This is a genomic window from Bacteroides rodentium JCM 16496, from assembly GCF_000614125.1.
Classification (GTDB): Bacteria; Bacteroidota; Bacteroidia; order Bacteroidales; family Bacteroidaceae; genus Bacteroides; species Bacteroides rodentium.
This window is the reverse complement of the sequence record NZ_BAKJ01000001.1, coordinates 157937-178736: the sequence shown is the minus strand read 5'-3', so window position 1 is coordinate 178736 and position 20800 is coordinate 157937. Positions and strand designations below refer to the sequence as shown.

The following is a 20800-nucleotide window of genomic DNA, read 5'->3' as shown; positions in this document are numbered from 1 at the left end:
GATTAAACAAGTACGGCATACAATTGGTTTGTTACCACGTGGTGAAAGGGTGCTTCATCAGTTGCGAGTTATAGTAGCGGACGTCTCCCGTCACCTCCCGTCCGATGAATGCAGGTTTCACGAAAGGCTCGTCTTCCGAGGAGAGTTCCACCTCGGCCACAGTCAGCCCTTCGTTCTCGCCATAGAATTCATCCACCTCAAAGACGTGCTGTCCGCTGCGCACCAGGTAACGGGTCTTGTCGATGACACCCGGTTCGCACAGTTTCAGCAATTCCCGCGCTTCGCACAGCGGAATTTCCTTTTCCCACTCGTAGCGGCTGGTTCCCGATTCATTGGATGCACCCTTGATGGTGAGAAATCCCCGTTCATCGCGGATGCGCACCCGTACCGTCCGTCCACGTGCACTGCTGATGTATCCTTGTACGATACGGCTGTGTGCATACGCTTGTGGCTTGTATTCTCCCGTCACGAGGAATTTCCGTTCTATCTCCTGCGGCATGTCGTTTCCAGTGATTTTATCAGCCCCAGTAAGAGTAAGCCACGAACATGGCAATGACCAATACAATGGCTATTACTCCCATCGTCATCATCACTTTCTTGGCTTGTTGCTCTTCCTTCTGGCTGTGCATTGCTTTCTTTTTACTTTTTCCCATGGTGTGTTTTATAGTTTAAAGTTCAACGATGAACAAAGTAAGAAGAAATTCGGGAAGAATGCAAATGAAAGAGAAAAAATTTATTCTCCGCTTCCCGCGAATTCCATCAGGTAAGCTTTGATAAAGCCGTCTATCTTTCCATCCATCACGCCGTTCACGTCACTGGTCTGGAAGTTGGTACGGTGGTCCTTCACGCGGCGGTCGTCGAAGACGTAGCTACGAATCTGGCTACCCCATTCGATTTTCTTCTTACCGGCTTCCACCTTTGCCTGCTCGGCCATGCGGTGCTGGAGTTCCTTGTCGTAAAGCATGGAACGGAGAAGGCGGAGAGCATTCTCGCGATTCTTGGGCTGGTCTCGCGTCTCGGTATTTTCAATCAGGATTTCTTCCTCTTCGCCCGTATATGGGTCCTTATACTGATAGCGCAGACGGACACCGGATTCTACCTTATTGACGTTCTGTCCACCGGCACCACCGCTTCGGAAGGTATCCCATGACATGCGGGCAGGTTCGATGTTCACCTCGATGGTATCATCTACCAAAGGAGTGACAAACACGGATGCAAAAGAAGTCATACGCTTGCCCTGGGCATTGTAGGGCGAAACACGTACCAGGCGGTGTACACCGTTCTCACCTTTCAGGTAGCCGTAGGCATAATCGCCGGAAATCTCGATGGTACAAGTCTTGATACCTGCCTCGTCTCCTTCCTGCAGGTTGGCGATAGTAGCCTTATAGCCGTGAGTCTCGGCATAGCGCAGATACATACGCATCAGCATGCTTGCCCAGTCCTGGCTCTCCGTACCACCGGCACCAGAGTTAATTTTCAGCACACAGTCCATCTGGTCGGCTTCCTCGCGAAGCATATTCTTGAGTTCGAGGGCCTCGACAGCAGTGATTGCCTTGGCATAGGCATCGTCCACTTCCTCTTCAGTCACCAGTTCGTCTTTGTAAAAGTCGAAAGCCAGTTGTACCTCGTCAGTCAAGGTCTTTACCTCATTGTAGCCGGAAATCCATTGCTGCAAGCCTTTCACTTTCTTCATCTGAGCCTCGGCAGCCTTCTGGTCGTCCCAGAAACCGGGAGCCTGGGTGCGGAGCTGCTCTTCTTCCACCTGTATTTTCTTTCCTTCAATGTCCAGATAGCGGTTCAACGCCTCGGTACGTTCTTTGATATCTTTCAGTTGTTCTGCGGTAATCATGAGTCTATTTACGATTTGACAATTTACGATTTGACGATTGAAGTTGGTATTATCAATCCCACTTCGGACGGCAAAGGTATGAAAAAAACGCATAATTTCGCAGCTATCAGCTCAATAAGTCGTGGTATAGAAGATGAGTCCGTGCCCAGACTATTCAAAAGACAACGTTCCGAAGTAGGCGGGGCAATGAAACATAGGCTGTTTCAGCAGGATAGGGTTCCAAGAAAGGAAATGGGGAGTCTGGAGTTTGTCACCACACTTGTAGAAATTCCCTTTCATTGTTTTTCCATCCAAAGAATCGACGGAATGCTTGAAGAAAGCAGAAACGGGAATGACCATCACCAGTTCCCAGCTGCACTCACCCGGATGTTCCTCAAAAGGCTCGCTACCCAACGAGCTCCAACGTTTCACCATACCCAGCACCTCCGGGCTTGCCGTGGGACGACGCTCATTGACTGCACCTCCCTGAACCAGCAACCTGCCAATGCAGTTGCACTCGAAATTGTAATAGCAATCATCGCCTTCGGGAGATACAAAGAATTCCACGCAAGCATCTTCCCATACCCGGCCATTGTCTCCGGCAGCCACAGCACGCACATCGGCTTCCTTCACTTTATAGTGGAGCAGGATCTCATGCCCGGTATGGGCAATGCGGAAACTCACTTCCGGCTTGTAGGGATAGTCTTTCCAGTTGACCACATCAAGGGGCTGAAACTCTATCCCGTTTTCGTCCAGCAAGGACGGCACAGCCCCACCTTCCGGTGAAGCCGTACACATTACTTTCCTTACGGACAAACTCTTTCCACTCTGAGCATTGCAATAAACCATGCCTACCATCGAAAACACCAAGAGCAGAAAAAGTTTGCTCCCGTAATCTCTCACTATCATAAAACGTCCTTTCATTTCTTAGAAGAATCCTTGTCTGCCGCTGTTACATCCCATCCGGAAACGACATCGCCGTAAAGATAGAACGTCACATCAAAAGTAGTCTTGCTATTATTGTCTACCACCTGATAACAGCGTGTTGCGTCGTAGGAATCCATCTCCTTGTACTCGCCCAGTGCCAGCGGAGCCAGCTCTTCCTTCCCGGCAGCCGTGGCTATGATTTGCTGCATGCGTTCCTGCATCAGTTTCATAATGCCTTGGTGTTTGAACGGATCCGGTTCGGCCACCTTAGGATAGGTTGCCTTTATCACTCCACCGTTGGCGGCACGCACGGCTCTGACACTGTCCGTATAAGCCTTGAACTGCTTCTTCACCTCCGGAGAACGCAGACCGAGCATCGTAAATACGGCAATTCCCTGGGCGCCGTTGTTCAAGGCGGCATCCATGCACTCAAACATCATCGGCCCGTCCGTGGCGGTCATGCCGCAGTATAGTGTGGTCATGTCGTTCTTGTCGCGTACATTCTCAACCGTACAGTCGGAAATGAAGCTGGCATCGCCCGTATAGAAGGTATGGTAAACCATCGGGAACACGATGTCGAGGTTCCATTTGCCCCAGTCCTGGCGCACCATGCGTGAAGCCATCTTCGGGGTGGGGAACGGGGAGGCAGCCATTGTCTTGCCGTAGGAGTGCACCACTTCGGCAATCATATTGGCCACTTCGGTTATCTGGTCGCAACGGAACTGGCGCCACTTCACATCAAGCGAAGGGTCTTCCTGCTCGCGGGGGTCATAACCGTACTGCTCCTTGAACAACCTGAGCATCTCCGGATGGTAACCGTAATCCCACGCAGCGTATTCACGGTCCTGCACAATGCCATAATGGGGCCACAAGGTGGTGGGAAGCACCACATCCACAAAACGATGATAGTCGATGGCAATGCCGTTCAAGCCTTCCACTTCGCAGTAGGCCTTGATTTTTTCCTTGATGAACTCGCGGACTTCGGGCAATGCCGGGCAGAGAAACTTGTAATAGCTACATAGGCGGTAGTGTCTGCCAGGCTCTTGCCGTTACGGTTCACGCTGAACCATTCGGGATGTTCCTTCAATATCTTGTCACGGTCGTGTTCCAGGTTCATGGTCCATAGCCAGGCATACACTTCGATTCCGTGTTTATGGGCAACCGGTATGGCAGCCCGGTAATCGTCGGGAGTCGGCGCATTCAGCATAATTCCGTCCATGCCGATGTCGTTCATCACTTGGCAGATGGAGTCGAAGTTCATGCCGGGACGATAGTCCAGCCACGTCCAGAACATGGGATATTCCTTGGTTGTTTCCTTAGCTCCCTGCTGGCACGAGAACATGCCCAGCGCAAGGAACAGCAGCAAGAATGCAGGTAAAAAGCTCTTTTTCATTCTATCTAAATTTTAAGTTTAACATGCAGTTTTTCCATCACCCAGGTAACGCCGATTACCACAAAGGCGAAACAGAGGCAGTTGACCAGCCCCATGAATCCATGTGTGAACCAGTCCGGCAGGACAACACCGGTCACATCGGCAAAGCCATAGAAGACATAAGGTACCAGATAAGTGGTCAGCGTAGCCGTTCCGGCAGGGCGTATCAGGTTGAACCAGCCGTGACCTGATGGCTGACCAGATAGCCGAGCAGGGTGTAGAGCCCCACGGAAATGGCAGTTACATAGAACACCCAGGGAGGAGTGCCACCTATCTTGGCCACAATCCAGAAATGGTGTGTCCCGATGCCGGCCAGCAGAAGCAGAACGGCAACCGTCAGCCCATTGCGGAGTTTCCAGCCGTCACCCTTGCCGGCATAGCGGGCGCTGAGAATGGAAAGGATGACACCTCCCATTGTAAATGCGGGTAAAGCCCCGTTGCCGATATGCAGGATGGACAACATGCCCTGATAGAAGTTGCGTTCGGGAAAGGCAAGGATAGCCTCACCGCCAAAGCCCTCGCGCAAAGGCGTACCCAGCAGGCATATCAGGATAAAGGTACCCCAGGCAGGCAGCAGATACTGCAACCGGTCACGGCTGAAGATATAGATGACGGCACATACCAGATAGGTCCAGCCGATGGAGCCCAATATTCCCCAATAGGCACCGAATACACCTCCCTGCGGATTGCGGAACGTGAAGGCAAGGTAGAGAAGAACCAATACTCCGATTATCTTAAAAGCACGGAAAAGGTTCTTCTGAGTGCCGGAAGCCGGTTTCGGATATTGGTTCCACACACCGATAAAGCCTATGGCCATCAAGAACCAGTATACTCCTATCGGATAGGGAGCTTCCGGTGAAAGCCGGAACTCCGAGTTCGTTATAAATGCCCCCATCACCAGCAAGGCAAAGGTGCGGGAAAGGATATGCCCCAAGGTGGACTCTGCCGAGAAGCCCTTGGCATATCTGCGCTCAATGGCGTAAGGTATGGACATTCCCACCGCAAACAAAAAGCAGGGGAATACGATATCCGCCAGCCCCATAAAATCTTCCCCATAAGCGGCATGCTCCAGCCAATGGGGCACGTCATGCACTTTCCAGAAGTCGTTGACAAAAATCATGGTGAACATGGTCAACGCCCTCAGCATGTCGATGGCAAGGTTACGCCGCGAATAAACAGTCTTGTCATTCATATCTTTTCAACTTTAAAATTCAGAAACCAACATCAGCCAACGGGCGGCCGAAGCGCCCCATACCTCCTTGTAGGTCGCGGTATTGAACTGCGGCCAGTAGGGGGCATCTTCGTTGAAGTAGGACTGCATGCCTACCGGTATCTCTCCCACCGTCTCTCCGGGCAGTGCCGTGTAGAGCTGCGGATAATTGCTTCCCTCACCGTAAATCATGGACTGTCCGAAAGGATTCCTGCCCACAATCCAGAAGAGCTGCTGTTCCGCAATGTCTTTCAGTGCCTTGTCCTCCAATACTCTGGCACAAATAGCCGCAGCCTTTCCGGTAGACAAATGTACGGCAATATTTCCTTTGAACGAGAACCAGACCGGGAAAATTCTCAAATAATGCTCCTTATCCAGACGGATGCCGTTTTCAAGCTGCTCCTTGAAATCCTTATCGGCACCGCTGCGGATACCCACCTGAACGGCATAGAAGTTGACGGAGTCTTTCACTTCGTCCTTGTGATAGATGCCGCTGGGCAGCATTCCATAAGGATATACATGCTTCATGATGTTTTTCAGATAACCGCCGTAAAGTTTCATGGCACGAATCCACCGGTCACGCTCAGCATGGGCGGGCTGTGTCTCGCAGAGGGCGGCAAGGGCTTCCATGTAGGCATAGTCGCGCGACTGGTGCGTATAGTGCACAATGGATTTCTTTGCCAAGTCGCGATAGAAGAAACCGCAGGTCTTGTCTTTGTCTTTCAGCGGTTCGGTGCGCTGGCACTGCAAGGTGTAGCGGATGGCTTTTACAGCCTCGTCGGCATACTGCTGTTCGCCGGTCAGCTTGTAGAGCATGCTTGCCGCCCACGAGATGTTGGCGTGGTACTGGCTCTCGGATGCCATGGCGGCATGCCCGTGGTCGTTGCGTTCGCGAATCTCGGCAAAGCCCTTTTCGGCGAAGCGCTTCTCGGCAAATCCGAAGTCCTCGCGGGCTATCTTCGCCAGTTTTCCTTTTAGGGCGGAGTCGTTGTCAACCAGCTGTGCCGCATACGCCTCGATGCCCGCCAGCAGGAAGTTTTCGAGTGCACCGTCATGCACACGCACCTCACGGCGGGCCGCATCATCGTCGGTGCCAATCTTTCCGTCCGTCCAGAGATTGGTGCCCCAGCCTTGCAGGCGCATGCCGTTGCCCAGTCGGCTCCGCATCACGTAGTCGATGCCCCAAAGGGCCTCCTCCATCATACGGTTGTAGAGGTCGGTCTCTCCTTTTTCGCGGGCACGCGAAGCCATCTGCAGCAACGCATACGAAATCTCACCCGTCTGCAGGGTCTGCTGTGACATGTCGGCGGCATCGTGCCAACCGCCGTTGAAAGGAATAATCTGTCCGTTGTAGGTGGCGTGCAGGTCGGTATGGCAAGCACCGTGCTTGCCGGGAACGGGATAACCGCACCGTTCGCAAAAGAGGAAGTTCAGGATGCGCCAGGCAGAGTCGTCCCACACATCTTTGTTGATATAAAACGGCAGTGTCACCACGTCGCCCACCTGGATGACGTACTGTCCCTGTGTCCGGAAGTCGGAGAAATCGACGGTCTCGAACTCACCCAGCCTGCTCTTCTCTTTGCGCACCTGTCCGGTGAAAACCACCGCCTGCGTGCGGGCGTCTTTCAACCGGAACGTGCCATCATGGTTCGCCACATTGACAATGGCGCCCTTCTCTCCATCGGGCGTATAGCCGGTGGTGGAAAAGAGGATGCGGTTCTGCGCCGGCTTCCATCCGCGCACGGTCTCCGGGTTATCCACGGTCTGCAGCTTCACATCGTCCACGTCGAAGCGCAACACATCGCCCATGGTGCTCTCTTGTCCGAACACTTCGATGGCAAACGACAGCTTCGTCACCTTGTCGCGGGCCAGGCCGGTCATCTCCACGAAGCACTCGTTCCATTGGCCGTTCTTCAAATTAATCTCGTGGTATCCCTCCCGTCCGTAGCGGTCGGGCACCTTAATCTCGCCATCGTTCTCCACGTAGAGGTTCAGGTAGATGCTGCGTGCTCCTTCGCACGAGGGATAGACGTAGAAGTGTAAACGGTTGTAACCCTCCCAGTTGGCACCACCCACATCGAAAGAGGCCATACAGGTGCCGCGCCCCAATCCCCAGCCCAATATCTTTTCCGGATGGGCGGGAGCTTCCAGGCGCAGGCTGTGCTTGCCCTGCTTGCAACGTTCGTCAGTCAGCCCGATGGTTCCGACACCCTTGTGCGACCATTTGGAGAAATCCTCCATATCACACAGCATCACAGTTTCCAGCACTTTCTTTTTCAAGCCGAATGTCTCGAAAGCTTTGGTTTCGTCAATCGGCAACGGACTATGCACGTATCCCGTGCTGATGATGTCGGCTTTCAGCTTTTCATCTACTTGGGCATGAAGCATGACAGCAGGGGCGCAAAGCAGACTGACGGATAAAGCGATATTCTTTAAATATTCCCTCATTTTACATGATACTATATAAATTAGACATAAAGGTACACCGAGAAATCCCCGCTTCATCTGACAAAGACACAACGTTTTCTCGATGTACCAGACATGTTAAACCCAAACAAATCTCCTTACCTGCCTAAAAGTTCGGTTTATCAACATCCCAGAATATACGGGTACCGGCTTTATCAGGACCACCCAGCTTGGAAACGGCATCGGCGTAATCGGGATTACTATCCTTCTCATTGATTGTAAACGGCAAACGGCGGGGACCCAAGTCGGTGTCAATTTCACCCTGGCTCATGTTCACCATGACCGGTATCAGTTTCGGATAACCGGTACGACGTACTTCAGCCCATCCGTTCATACCTTCCGGGAAAATGGCAATCCAACGTTGCGTAGCAATTTTGGCGAACTTCTCCTCATTGCTCAGCCCTTCTTCCCACTTCACGGTTACTTGGCTCTGTCCTTCAATGCTTGCGTCAGTAATAATCGGATCTACATAGTCAGCAGCCGTAGTGGTACTGTTCAAGTAGTCTCCCAAGCTTGCTCCCCATTGTTCAAACGAAGTCCTGATACCTTTTTCATACAATTCCTTCGCTGTTCCCTTGCCGTTCACATTCCAGCCACGCAAAGCAGCTTCGGCTTCCAACAAAATGGTTTCAGCGGCAGTAGCAAGATAGCAGGCGTATATTCAGTTACGTTAGGACGGCTGACAATAGGCAAATATCTAGCTCTATTTTCTCCTTTATCCTTATCAACATCAATTTCCAAACCTTTAATACCGCACCGAATACCCCAGATTTTACCTTCTGCATTCTTAGTCGCACACTTATTCAGCCGGTCGTCACCCATTCCGCCCAAGATAGACGGAATATTGGCATTCAGCACCCCGTCTTCATAACTAAAGGCAATGCCATAAAGCGGATGGGAATAACCATTGCCGGCAATAGCAAAGTTTGCATCATTCGTTTCAATCAATCCGTTGCTGTCTGCCATAGCCGCTTCAGCCTCTTTCTTTGCCCAGGAAGCATCAAAATTAGCGATACGCATGGCCAAGCGCAAGCGGATGGTATTGCACAACTTAGCCCATTTGTCCAAGTCGCCGCCATAAGCGTAGTCAAATGAAGCGAACGAAGCCACCTCTTTTTCTCTGGCTGCACGTAACACATCGGCAGCCTCTGCCAGTTCTTCAAAGAATTTCGTGTAAGCCTCCTTACCCGAATCATACTTACCGCCTACGGCAGATTCGCCATAGTGTGTATAGATGATGCAACCGTATTGGTCTACCAGACGAGACATCGCCACTACGCGGCAAATGGTATTGATGGCTTCGAAGTGGGCGTAAACCTCCATATCGGCCAGGCATTTCTTCGTAATCTTCAAGCTTTCCACCATCACATTGTTATAGGCATAGCTCCAGCAGTTGTCATTCCAACCGGCATTCATGGAATAAGTCACATTGCTGACATTACCGGCAAATGCTGTAGCCGTAGAGAGATAGCCCGACCATAAGTCCGCATTCAAATTCTGAATCAGCTGATACTCCCATACATTGGTTCCGGCCCCCTTGTTGTAATAGATGGATTGCATCATGGGAATGAAGTGCATACCAATGTAGTTGTTATCTTGTTTCAGTTCTTCGTCCGAAACGCCTTTAGGATTCGTATTCAAATCTTCAAAGGCACCCGTACATGCCGAGAACATGGAAGCAGCCAGCAACGCTGTAGCCATAAGTCTAAATATATTCTTCATAATCGTATCTGCTATTTAAAAGTTAACCTTTAAGTTGAAACCTATTGAGCGATTAGTGGGCATACCGAATACATCCACCCCCTGCAAACGGTTGCTTGTTGACAACATACCATCGGGATCGTAAGGAGCATTGTTCTTGAAGAAGAACAAGTTGCGGCCTACCAACGAGATTTGTGCTTCTTTAATGATACCCACTTTGTTCAGCAGCGGCCGAGGCAGTGAATAAGAGAGTGACAACTCACGCAGACGAATATTAGTAGCGCTATACATATAGTATTCGGTCACACCGGCACGTCCACCTACAAGGTTATAGAACTTGTTGATAGCTCTATATTTATTGTTTTCATCACCACCGGAAATCCGATGACCTTCAAGCAACACATAGCCACGGTCGCGGGCATCGCCGGAAGCCTTGCTCACACCCTGTTGGTCAAGGTCTGCCTCTGTCAGAGACATCACGTCACCACCAAAACGACCATCAATCAAGAAATAGAGCGAGAAGTCTTTCCAAGTAATCGTATTGCTCCAGCTAAGGTTAAAGTCGGGAGTGGAATTACCCAATTTCTTGATGCTTGACTTGTCAACCAATGGCATTTCATCGCCATCCTTATCTTTTTCAAACTTAATCTTGCCGCTTTCATCGCGAACAAAGGTAGTTCCGTAGATGTCACCAAACGAACCGCCTACTTCCAAACGGCTCCATACGTTGTTACTTTCACCACCATTAAACTGGAAATACGGGAAAGCATCGCCTGCCAATTCTTTGGCTTCGTTCTTGTTGGTAGCAAAGTTCAATCCAGTTTTCCAACGGAAATTCTTGGTCATGACGGGAGTCCCGCTCATCATGATTTCAACACCTGTGTTTTGGATATTGCCGGCATTGATGTAGTAGGTATTATATTCCGAACCTGCCGGTGCATCCAGCGAGAAGAGCTGGTTCTTGGTATTGGTCTTATAATAAGTGAAGTCAAACTCCAAACGACTGCCGAAGAAACGCCATTCGGTACCAAATTCAATAGAAGTGGTCATTTCCGGTTTCAATTCGGCAAAAGGCGCTGTGGTGTTAAAACCGATGCTGCCGCTCTTGGTTACCCAGTTCAGCGGATTGGAAGTGTAAGCGTTCAAACCGTTACCTACCTTAGACCATGCACCGCGAATCTTACCCAAGTCAATCCATTCAGGCAGTTTCAAAGTTTCGTTCATGACCCATGTCATACCTACTGACGGATAGAAGAAACCTTTGTTCTTATACTTCGTAAATGCCAACGTGGAAGTCCACTCGTTACGGGCAGTAAAATCCAGGAACAATTGGTCCATGAAGCCGAACTGTCCGGTGAAGAACACAGCCTGATTTTGTGTATGTGTCTTCCAATCGGTCAAGGAACCTTTGTTCAAGAAGCAATTTTGCATAGTAAACACATTGGGAACAGAAAGAGTACCGGGATAGGAATCAAAACCTGTACCATTGCCATTATAGTCGTTGATACTGGCACCTACCGATGTATTGACACTGAATTTTTCGAAGTTTTGCTGATAAGTGAACAGCACATCCCCGTAAGTGGAAAGGCTGCTGGTCTCACCATAAATATAACGGCCGTTAGTACCGGAACCTGTGGTATTTATTCCGCAAAGTATCGGGCTTGTGCCGGCATACATGCGGGTATTGTTCTTATCCACCACATAATCAGCATTTCCACGAGCCTGAATACTGAAGAGATTGTTGAATTTATAATTTACGCTCAAATTAAACACTGTGCGATAACGGGTGTCCTCATTCGGGATTTTATGGATCAACCAATAGGGATTTTGTTCCATATCAGAACCTTGAGTCTTATACCAGTTCTGATCCATTATGTTACGTGAAGGATTGAGAACCTGATAATTCTCCTTATAGTAGTTGAAATCTTTGCCGCCTTCCACACCACCACGCGGAAAGTGGTAGAGACCAACCAAGGGGTTCATGTAGTAACCGCCGGAAGTGGTACGGTTGTTACCCTTCTGATACATACCGTTGATGTTGGCATCAATAGTCAGCTTGTTGTTGAAGAAATTGGCTGTCTCGCGGAAGTTGAAATTATGCTTTACCAGCTGGTTGCCTTCGACCACGCCTTTGCCGTAGGTGTTGGCGTACGAGAAGTAGGTCTGAATGGCTTGTGAGCCCATGCTCAGGGAGAGAGAGTTGATAGTGGTCACTCCCGTCTTGAAAAAGTCTTTGGTGTAATCGGGACTTCCGCCTTTCAATTCACTTCCCCAACTGGTACTTGTTCCGGTATAGTGGTTTTGGAATTCGGGAATACCGTATGCGGCATTATCAATAGTAGTGCTGGTATTGAAAGTAATGCTGGCACGCCCTTCCTTACCTTTCTTGGTTGTGATGATAACCACACCGTTGGCGGCTGAACTACCATACAAAGCTGCGGCGGCAGGACCTTTCAGAATGTTCATACTCTCAATATCGTCGGGATTCAGGTTGGAGATACCATCGCCACGGTCATAGTTACCGCTATCATTATTACCGCCGATAGAAGTTGCCGTATTTTCATTGGTAGACGATCCGAATGGCACACCGTCAATCACATACAGCGGTTGGTTACTGCCACCTACCGAACGGTTACCACGGATAATCACCTTGGAGGAACCTCCCAGCCCGGAGGAACTTTTGTTAATCTGCACACCGGCAGTCTTACCGGCCAGGGCATTCATCATATTGGGGTCTTTGGCGCGGACCAGCTCATCGCCGTTCACCACCTGGGTGGAGTAGGTCAAGGTCTTGGATTTCTTGGCGATACCCAAAGCGGTTACCACTACTTCGTCCAACAATTCCGTATCGCTTTTCAAAGTCACACGGATGATTCCCGGAGTGATGGGAACTTCTACAGTGGCCATACCCACGAAGGAGACTTGAAGCAATTTCGCATCGGCGGGAGCATCCTCGATGGTGAACTTACCGTCGAGGTCGGTGACACATCCGATGGTAGTGCCTTTCACCAGTACGGAGGCACCTATGACGGGCTCTTTGTCATCAGCCGAAATTACAATACCTTTAATAGGGGAGTTTTGAGCTGTTACCCAACCGATGGCTGCCAGCAGGCACGCCAAAGTCAGCATAAATTTTCTTTTCATAAGCTGCTTTTCATTAATTGAATATTAGATAAATGGGTGTTAAGTTAATAAACAGATTTCAGCGGTCCTGTCCTTCCGCCCGGCCAGCTTGACTGTCCGTTTCAATTTTTGCTCCGGTGTGCTCCATAGGCAATCAGAAATTACGGTTAATACTCAAAGCTTATTCTGCAGAATTTCTTTCAAGCTTTCGTATATAAAACCGGATACACGGCTGCAACCCTATCGAAAAATGAAAAAAAAATTGCACTAATAAATAAATCCGCTGTATAACCCCTCAGACTGGGTATCTATGAGGATTGCCCAAACGCAAATATTTACCCACCTTGCATAATTCACGGGAGTTAGCCTGCATTATTCCCGTACCCGGCTCCTACTTACTCCGTACATTCTCCGCCTACAAGTACTTCCAAACGGAGAAAGTACGGGCTTTATACGGAGCAAGTAGGGTTCGGGCACGGATTACACGGAAAATCACGGATACATTGGAAAAGACATGAAAATCCGTGTAATCCGTGCCTGAAAGAAATCAGTAAGTTCGTTTCAAATCAAAAAAACGCCTATCTTTGTCGCTATCAACTTAATAAGTCACACGTAATGAAAAGACTATCTTACAGAAGCGCCCTCTCCCTGCTGCTATTGGCAGTACTGAGCCTGGGAAGTTGTACCTCAAAGTACAGTTATGAAACCGTGCCCAACGACCCCTTGAAGGCACGTATCTACACACTGGACAACGGTCTGAAGGTCTACATGACCGTCAACAAGGACCAACCCCGCATCCAGACCTACATCGCCGTGCGCGTGGGCAGCAAGAACGACCCGGCAGAGACCACCGGGCTGGCACACTACTTTGAGCACCTGATGTTCAAAGGCACCTCCCACTTCGGCACACAGAACTACGAAGCCGAAAAACCGCTCTTGGACCAAATCGAACAGCAATTCGAAGTCTACCGCAAAACCACCGACAGCATCGCCCGCAAAGACATCTACCACGTGATAGACAGCCTCTCCTACGAAGCGTCCAAGCTCGCCATCCCCAACGAGTATGACAAGCTGATGGCCGCCATCGGTGCCAACGGAACCAACGCCTACACCAGCTTCGACGTGACCTGCTACACCGAAGACATCCCCAGCAACCAAGTGGAGAACTGGGCACGCATACAGGCCGACCGCTTCAAGGACTGTGTCATCCGCGGTTTCCACACGGAACTGGAGACGGTGTACGAAGAGAAGAACATGTCCCTCACCAGCGACTCGCGCAAGGTGTACGAGAACATGCTCGCCGCCCTCTTCCCCCACCACCCCTACGGCACGCAAACCGTGCTGGGCACGCAGGAACATCTGAAAAGCCCTTCCATCACCAACATCAAAAACTACTACAAGCAATGGTATGTGCCCAACAACATGGCCATCTGCCTCTCCGGTGACTTCGACCCCGACCGGATGATTGCCACCATCGACAAGCACTTCGGCTCCTTGCAACCCAACCCCCAACTGCCCAAGTCCGCACGACCGGAAGAGGCTGAAATCACCTCGCCCGTGGTACGCGAAGTCTATGGACTCGATGCCGAAAGCGTAGCCCTGGCATGGCGCTTCCCCGGAGCTGCCCACAAGGACGTGGAGACATTAGAAGTAGTTTCACAAATCCTGTACAACGGACAGGCCGGGCTGATAGACCTCGACCTGATGCAGCAGCAAAAGGCACTGAGCGCCTACTGCTACCCCATGACAATGGCAGACTACAGCGTGTTCGCCATGCAGGGACGCCCCAAACAGGAACAGACATTGGAGGAAGTGAAAGACCTCCTCTTAGGCGAACTGAAGAAACTGCGCGACGGCGACTTCGACGAGAAAATCCTGGAAGCCAACATCAACAACTTCAAGCTCTACCAGCTGCAACAACAAGAGAGCAACGACGCCCGCGCCGACTGGTTTGTAGAGTCATTCGTGAACGGCAGCGACTGGGCCGACGAGGTCACCTCCCTGGAACGCATGTCCCGACTGACCAAGCAGGACGTCGTGGACTTTGCCAACAAATACCTGAAGGACAGCAACTACACCATCATCTACAAAAAACAGGGCAAAGACCCCAACGAGAAGAAGATAAGCAAGCCGCAAATCACCCCCATCGTGATGAACCGCGACACGGCAAGTGCCTTCCTCAAAGAGATACAGGCAAGCACCGTGCAGCCCATCGAACCGGTCTTCCTCGACTACTCCAAAGACCTCGACATGCTGAAAGCCAAAGCGGACATCCCCGTCATCTACAAACAGAACAACGCCAATGAGCTGTTCCAACTGATGTACCTCTTCGACATGGGCAACCGCAACGACAAGGCCTTGGGCACCGCCGCCCAGTACCTCGAATACCTGGGCACCTCGGACATGACTCCCGAAGAGGTGAAAAGCGAGTTCTACCGCATGGCATGCAACTTCTTCGTCGCCCCGGGCAGCGAACGCACCTACATCGTGCTCTCCGGCCTGAACGAAAACATGCCCCAAGCCGTGGAACTGTTTGAGAAACTGCTTGCCGACGCCCAAGTGAACGCAGAAGCCTACGGCAACCTGGTGGACGACCAACTGAAACGCCGGGCAGACGCCAAGCTGAACCAGTCGCAGAACTTCAGCCGCCTGCAGGCATACATGCAATGGGGACCGCAGAACCCCTCCACCAACCTGCTAAGCGAAAAGGAACTGAAAGGGATGAATCCGCAAGAACTGGTGGACCGCATCCATCAGCTGAACAGCTTCAAGCACCGGATAACCTACTACGGTCCCTCTTCACAAGAAGACTTGCTTGCCGTCATCAACCAGAAGCACCGTGTGCCCGAAACGTTACAGGAACTCCCGCAAGGCATCGAGTTCAAGCAGCAGCCCACCAATGAGACCCGGATATACATCGCCCCCTATGATGCCAAACAGATATACATGGCACAATATTCCAACCGGGGAGAGAAATTCGACCCTGCCATCGAATCGCCACGCCGCATCTACAACGAATACTTCGGCAGAGGCATGAACTCCATCGTCTTCCAGGAGATGCGCGAAAGCCGCGGCCTGGCCTATTCCGCATGGGCGGGACTGGACAAGCCGAGCCTGCCCAAGTATAACTACAGCATCAGCACCTACATCGCCACGCAGAACGACAAGATGACGGACGCCATCGCCACCTTCAACGACATCATCAACAACATGCCGAAGTCCGAAACCGCCTTCCGGCTTGCCAAAGAAGGACTGATAGCCCGCCTGCGCACGGAACGCATCATCAAGGACAACGTCATCTGGAGCTACATCAACGCGCAAGACTTCGGCCTAGACACCGACAGCCGCATCCAGTTGTACGAAGACGTGCAGAAAGCCACCCTACAGGATGCAGTCAACTTCCAAAAGGAATGGATTAAAGGACGCACCTACTTCTATTGCATCCTCGGCGACAAGAAGGAACTGAACATGAAAGCCCTGGAAGAGATTGGCACCGTTACGGAACTGACCACGGAAGACATCTTCGGATATTAAGCAACAAGCCCGAAGACGGGTAAAAGCACATAAGCACTTCCATCGTGCTATAATATCAGGCGCGGATTACGCGGAAGGCACGGATTTAATTTACAGCATCCGTGAAATCCGCGTAATCCGCGCCTTTTTTAAATATAGAGTTTGCAGAGATTATTCTTCAGAACGCGCGTATACGCACGCATAATGCAAAAACAAATCTACAAGAAGCCCGAAATGGGCACAGGTAACCTATCCCTCGTACATCCGGTCTATCAGCTCCTTGTAATTCCTTGCCACCACCGGTCGTTTCAGCTTCAGCGTGTTCGTCAGCTCGCCCCGCTCCATGCTGAATGGTTCCGGCAGAAGGGTGAAACGCTTCACTTGCTCATAATGGGCAAATTGCTGCTGCAAGGTATCAATACGGGCACGGAACAACGCTTGTATCTTGGAATGTTGCAGTAACTCATTCATATTGCTGTATGTAATGCCTTTCTCCTTGGCATAATCCTTCACAAAGCCATAAACGGGAACTATCAAAGCGGAAACAAACTTACGCTCATCGGCAATGACAGCAATCTGGTCAATGTAACGGTCAATAGCCAGCTTCGTTTCCAATGCCTGCGGCGAAATGTATTTTCCGTTGGAGGTCTTGAACAAGTCTTTGATACGCTCCGTCAGATACAGATGGCTATCCTTCAAATAACCGGCATCACCCGTGTGGAACCAACCGTCACGGTCGATGGCAGCAGCCGTTGCCTCCGGTTTCTTGTAGTAGCCGGTAGTGATAGTCTTACCACGAAGAAGTATCTCGTTGTTCTCGCCAATCTTCACCTCCACATCAGGCATCACCGTACCTACGGAACCAATCTCATAGCCTTCGTTGAGGAAGCAGGAAACGGTAGCCGTAGATTCCGTCAGACCATAACCTACCACCATGTTTATACCTACAGAATGCACAAACTCGCAGATTTCATCGGGCACAGCAGCACCTGCCGTAGGGAAGAAATTACCGTTCTCAATACCTATCGTCTTCTTCAGCAGAGCATAAATGGTCTTTTCGTAGAACTTGTATTTCAGATGAAGCATCATCGGAGGAGTCTTTCCTTGGCGCAAATAATCAATGTTATGCGTCCTGCCCACCTTGATGGCATCCAACATCATCGCCTTACGCAGACCGGTTTCCTGGGAAATCTTCTCCTGCACACCGGCATAGACTTTCTCCCAAAAACGGGGTACACTGCACATCAGTGTAGGGCGTATCTCTTTAATAGTAGTTTGGATATCCTGTGGACGGAGATTGATGCAGACCTGCACCCCCCGGTGTATACAAAGGTAGGTCCATGCCTTTTCGAATACATGGGTCAGCGGAAGGAAGTTCATGGAAACATCCCGGTCTGTCATGAAAGGCAATCGGATATCATGAATGCGGAAAGCCTCTCTATAATTGAAATGATGGAGCATGACACCTTTCGGCTCACCGGTAGTACCGGAAGTATAAAGGATATTGGCGAGGTCATCATCTGAGGCAGCTGCTGTACGCTCTTCTACAATGGCATTGTGCTGCAACTCTTCATCCATTGCCATAAATTCATCAAAATAGATGGAAGTCATGTCGCGCGGATCTTTCACCACAGCACGGTCGAAGATGATGAGCTGCTGCAGAGACTGGCAAAATCCGAACACGCTGAAAGCGGCATCGTACTGGAACTGCTCGCCTACAAACAGATAACGTATCTGTGCATCATTGATGATATACTGTGCCTGGGCCGGTGAGCTGGTAGCATACAAAGGTATAGTCACCGCCCGGTTGGCGAATGCACCGAAATCAGTAAAGAGACATTCGGGTTTATTCTGCGAGAAGATACCGACGTTCTCTTGTGGCTCTATTCCCAAAGCCACCATTGCATTGGCAGTCCGGCGTACAGTCTGTGAGAACTCTTTCCAAGAGATGGGTATCCATTGTGCAGTTTCATAGTCCCTGTATTTCAGGGCTATTTTGTCTCCATACTTCTCTGCCTGGCGATGCACCAGGACAGACAAATGATGATAAGTCATAACTTTTGATATTGGTAAATACGGTACAAAGGTAGTGGTTTCATTTGAAACTAATCCGATATTGACGGGTAATTATTCAATATGGGTACTCCTTTCCGTTTTTTATTCGTAAGTTTGCAGCAGGATTATTTATTTACCGAATATGATTTACGATATACCGACTTTAACTTCCGAAGCAATCGGATTGCTCAAATCACTGATAGCCATTCCTTCCTTGAGCCGCGACGAGGAGAAAGCGGCGGATTATCTGCAGAACTATATCGAAATGCAAGGCATGGCAACAGGACGTAAAGGCAACAATGTATGGTGCCTCAGCCCGATGTTCGACCTAAAGAAACCGACCTTGCTGCTGAATTCCCATATCGACACCGTAAAACCCGTCAACGGGTGGCGGAAAGACCCTTTCAAACCAACGCTGGAAAGTAATGGAAAGCTCTACGGGCTGGGCAGCAACGATGCCGGAGCCAGTGTAGTCAGCCTGCTACAAGTATTCCTGACATTGTGCCGCACCACTCAGGCCTACAATCTGATATATCTTGCCTCGTGTGAGGAGGAAGTATCAGGCAAGGGGGGAATAGAATGCGTATTGCCGGAACTCCCTCCCATACAGTTTGCCATTGTAGGCGAGCCGACGGAGATGCAACCTGCCATTGCAGAAAAAGGATTGATGGTGCTGGACGTAACCGCTACCGGAAAATCGGGACATGCCGCCCGAAACGAAGGAGACAATGCTATATATAAGGTATTGGATGATATTGCCTGGTTTCGTGATTACCGTTTTCCCAAAGAATCTTCCCTACTGGGTCCCGTGAAGATGAGCGTAACCATGGTAAACGCCGGTACACAGCATAACGTCATTCCCGACCGTTGTACTTTTGTCGTAGACATTCGCAGCAACGAGTGTTACAGCAATCAAGAGCTATTCGACGAAATACAGAAACACATCACGTGTGAAGCGAAGGCACGCTCCTTCCGCCTCAGCTCTTCACACGTAGCGCCGGAGCATCCGGTAGTGCAAAAGGCTATTGCCATGAAACGTACTCCTTTCGGCTCACCGACCTTGTCCGACCAGGCACTGATGCCGTTCCCTTCGCTGAAGATGGGACCGGGAAAGAGTGCGCGGTCACATACTGCGGATGAGTTTATCTTTGTCAAGGAGATAGAGGAGGCGATAGGGATGTATCTGGAGTTGCTGGAAGGAGTAAAAATTTAAATTATCATTATCTGTTCAGCCACGGCTCCGGATTCAGTTTTTCCTTCTCTTTCCTCAATTGGAAGTGTAGCACCGTACGACCATTGTCGGCCCCATCCGAGAAGATTTGTCCGAGGGTCTGTTTGGTGGTGACATCATCGCCCTGCTTCACCGAGGCCGATGACAAGTTGCAATAGACGGATATATAATTCCCGTGACGGACAAGGATATTGAACAGTCCGTTCAGTTTAAAGACAGCCGCCACTTTACCATTGAAGATGGCACGGGCTTGGGCACCCGGTTTTCCTTGTATATCGATGCCCTTATTGTCCAGCTTGACATTGCGCAAACCTTCCACAGAATACTGGCCGTAATGGCTGGTAATGATATACGCGCCGGTGATGGGCATCGGCAACTTACCGCGATTATTAGCAAAGTTCCCGGATAATTCACGGTCTGCCTTACTCATGGAGTAAGTTTCCAAAGGCTGTGCCTTGGGCTTTGTGGGCGTAGAGGCAGTTGCTGTTTTTTCAGTTTTCTCACCAGCCTTTTTACGTGCGGCTGCCTCACGGCGCGCTTCTTCTGCCGCACGCTTACGCGCTTTCTCTATTTCTTCCGCTATCAGGCGGTCAATGCGTGCATTGAGCTGATTGGCTTCACGGCGTTTCTTATTCAGTTCGTTCTGCAATCCCCGCTGTTTCTTTTTCAGATTGGCTACCAACAACTTTTGTTCCTTCTCCTGCGCTTCCAGCTTGACTTTCTCCTCTTCACGTTCTTTCAGCAATCCTTCCTTGGCGGCCTTCACTTGCTGAAGCTCAGTCTTCTTACGGTTCACCTGCTCCTGCTTTTTCAGTACCTCCTCGCCTTGCAGGCGCTGATAAGTAGCATATTCGCGTACATAGCGCATGCGCCGATAAGTCTGTGCCAGGCTCTTGGCAGAGAAAATGAACATCAGCTTCTCTTCAATGGAGCGGTTCTTATACAAATATTGAACGGACGATTCGTATTTCTTCTTCTTGTCCTTTAGGTCACGTTGCAGGCGGGTCAACTGACGTTCCAATGAAGACAACTCGCGCTCTATGGATTCCACATCATTATTGATAGTCAGAATATAGCGTTTGCGCTCTTCTATCTGTCCGGTCAGTGCAGCAAGGCTGTTCAACTGGCTTCCCACATCCTTCTTGGTGCTTCTCAGCAGCGTTTCCGACTCTGCTATCTGTTTCTGCAAGGTGCCACGCTTGCTTTCCAGCTCCTTAATCAGCTTGTTGGACTGGGACAGGAGCGGGGAAACCGGCAAAAGGAGGAGAAGGAAGAGAAGAAGAAGCTTCATAAGTTTATCAGTTATAAGTCATG

Annotated in this window: 11 protein-coding genes and 2 pseudogenes; 2 read left to right on the top strand and 11 right to left on the bottom strand. The window is 50.3% G+C overall.

Annotated features, from left to right (window positions below; translation table 11 throughout):
* Nucleotides 1-31 precede the first annotated feature (31 nt).
* From JCM16496_RS00685 to JCM16496_RS00645, 9 genes and pseudogenes are all read right to left on the bottom strand, one after another.
* Nucleotides 32-499, bottom strand: a complete 468-nt coding sequence (locus tag JCM16496_RS00685) for a CYTH domain-containing protein (RefSeq protein WP_025831621.1) — start codon at nt 497-499, stop codon at nt 32-34.
* 19 nt (nt 500-518) lie between these two features.
* Nucleotides 519-653 (bottom strand): hypothetical protein, encoded by a 135-nt coding sequence (locus tag JCM16496_RS24510; protein ID WP_005830349.1) that lies wholly within the window; start codon nt 651-653, stop codon nt 519-521.
* A gap of 80 nt (nt 654-733) precedes the next feature.
* Nucleotides 734-1849, bottom strand: coding sequence for a peptide chain release factor 2 (gene prfB, locus JCM16496_RS00675; RefSeq protein ID WP_005830350.1), 1116 nt, complete (start codon nt 1847-1849; stop codon nt 734-736).
* 150 nt (nt 1850-1999) lie between these two features.
* Nucleotides 2000-2752 carry a carbohydrate-binding family 9-like protein gene (locus JCM16496_RS00670; RefSeq protein WP_025831620.1) on the bottom strand — a complete coding sequence of 251 codons (753 nt, stop codon included), beginning with the start codon at nt 2750-2752 and terminating at the stop codon, nt 2000-2002.
* Nucleotides 2749-4148, bottom strand: a pseudogene (locus tag JCM16496_RS00665) (family 10 glycosylhydrolase). Before JCM16496_RS00665 ends, JCM16496_RS00670 begins: the two are co-directional and overlap by 4 nt.
* Nucleotides 4149-4353: 205 nt before the next feature.
* Entirely contained in the window at nt 4354-5379 is a 1026-nt protein-coding gene (locus tag JCM16496_RS00660; protein ID WP_244440165.1) for a heparan-alpha-glucosaminide N-acetyltransferase domain-containing protein, read from the bottom strand.
* 12 nt (nt 5380-5391) lie between these two features.
* Entirely contained in the window at nt 5392-7845 is a 2454-nt protein-coding gene (locus tag JCM16496_RS00655; protein WP_025831619.1) for a glycoside hydrolase family 9 protein, read from the bottom strand.
* A gap of 124 nt (nt 7846-7969) precedes the next feature.
* A pseudogene (locus JCM16496_RS00650) lies at nt 7970-9537 on the bottom strand (SusD/RagB family nutrient-binding outer membrane lipoprotein).
* Between the two features lie 63 nt (nt 9538-9600).
* Nucleotides 9601-12708, bottom strand: coding sequence for a SusC/RagA family TonB-linked outer membrane protein (locus JCM16496_RS00645; protein WP_025831617.1), 3108 nt, complete (start codon nt 12706-12708; stop codon nt 9601-9603).
* Nucleotides 12709-13302: 594 nt separating this feature from the next.
* Between JCM16496_RS00645 and JCM16496_RS00640 the strand changes: the two genes are divergently transcribed.
* The gene (locus JCM16496_RS00640) at nt 13303-16221 is read left to right on the top strand and encodes a M16 family metallopeptidase (protein ID WP_025831614.1); all 2919 of its coding nucleotides are present in this window, start codon (nt 13303-13305) and stop codon (nt 16219-16221) included.
* A 228-nt stretch (nt 16222-16449) separates the two neighbouring features.
* Here the strand turns inward: JCM16496_RS00640 and JCM16496_RS00635 are convergent, their stop codons facing one another.
* Entirely contained in the window at nt 16450-18255 is a 1806-nt protein-coding gene (locus JCM16496_RS00635; protein ID WP_025831611.1) for an AMP-dependent synthetase/ligase, read from the bottom strand.
* 142 nt (nt 18256-18397) lie between these two features.
* On the opposite strand from JCM16496_RS00635, the gene JCM16496_RS00630 reads away from it, so the two are divergent.
* The gene (locus JCM16496_RS00630) at nt 18398-19468 is read left to right on the top strand and encodes a M20 family metallo-hydrolase (protein WP_005830364.1); all 1071 of its coding nucleotides are present in this window, start codon (nt 18398-18400) and stop codon (nt 19466-19468) included.
* Nucleotides 19469-19475: 7 nt separating this feature from the next.
* Here the strand turns inward: JCM16496_RS00630 and JCM16496_RS00625 are convergent, their stop codons facing one another.
* Complete coding sequence (locus JCM16496_RS00625; RefSeq protein WP_025831608.1) at nt 19476-20777, bottom strand: murein hydrolase activator EnvC family protein; 1302 nt, start codon at nt 20775-20777, stop codon at nt 19476-19478.
* Nucleotides 20778-20800: the final 23 nt, after the last annotated feature.